At 56.8% G+C, this 1,259-nt stretch carries 1 rRNA gene; it reads right to left on the reverse strand.

Annotated elements, in window-relative coordinates:
• Positions 1 to 1,259 (reverse strand): 16S ribosomal RNA (locus ACRQFC_RS09200); the annotation flags it as partial.

Consider the following 1,259-nt stretch of genomic DNA (forward strand, 5'->3'; position numbering starts at 1 on the left):
CGATATCGCAACCCTCTGTACCGGCCATTGTAGCATGCGTGAAGCCCAAGACATAAGGGGCATGATGATTTGACGTCATCCCCACCTTCCTCCGAGTTAACCCCGGCAGTCTCTCGTGAGTCCCCACCATCATGTGCTGGCAACACGAGACAAGGGTTGCGCTCGTTGCGGGACTTAACCCAACATCTCACGACACGAGCTGACGACAACCATGCACCACCTGTACACCACCAACCAAATGCAACCACATCTCTGCAGCCCCGCGGTGTATGTCAAGCCTTGGTAAGGTTCTTCGCGTTGCATCGAATTAATCCGCATGCTCCGCCGCTTGTGCGGGCCCCCGTCAATTCCTTTGAGTTTTAGCCTTGCGGCCGTACTCCCCAGGCGGGGAACTTAATGCGTTAGCTACGGCGCAGAAAACCTGGAAAGGCCCCCCACACCTAGTTCCCAACGTTTACAGCATGGACTACCAGGGTATCTAATCCTGTTCGCTACCCATGCTTTCGCTCCTCAGCGTCAGTAATGGCCCAGTGACCTGCCTTCGCCATCGGTGTTCCTCCAGATATCTGCGCATTCCACCGCTACACCTGGAATTCCAGTCACCCCTACCACACTCAAGCCTGCCCGTACCCACTGCACGCGCGAAGTTAAGCCCCGCGTTTTCACAGCAGGCGCAACAAGCCGCCTACAAGCCCTTTACGCCCAATAATTCCGGACAACGCTCGCGCCCTACGTATTACCGCGGCTGCTGGCACGTAGTTAGCCGGCGCTTCTTCTCCACCTACCCTCAACCCACCCTAAGTGAGCCTTGTTCGATAGCGAAAGAGGTTTACAACCCGAAAGCCTTCATCCCCCACGCGGCGTCGCTGCATCAGGCTTTCGCCCATTGTGCAATATCCCCCACTGCTGCCTCCCGTAGGAGTCTGGGCCGTATCTCAGTCCCAATGTGGCCGGTCACCCTCTCAGGCCGGCTACCCGTCACCGCCTTGGTAGGCCATCACCCCACCAACAAGCTGATAGGCCGCGAGCCCATCCCCCTTCACACAAAAGCTTTCCCAACACCCCCATGCGAGAGCGCCAGAATATTCGGTATTAGACCCCGTTTCCAAGGCTTATCCCAAAAAGGAGGGCAGGTTACCCACGTATTACTCACCCGTTCGCCACTAATCCACCCACAACAAGTTGCAGGCTTCATCGTTCGACTTGCATGTGTTAAGCACGCCGCCAGCGTTCGTCCTGAGCCAGGATCAAACTCTCCA

This window comes from Actinotignum inguinis, assembly GCF_051265835.1.
Lineage (GTDB): Bacteria > Actinomycetota > Actinomycetes > Actinomycetales > Actinomycetaceae > Actinotignum > Actinotignum timonense.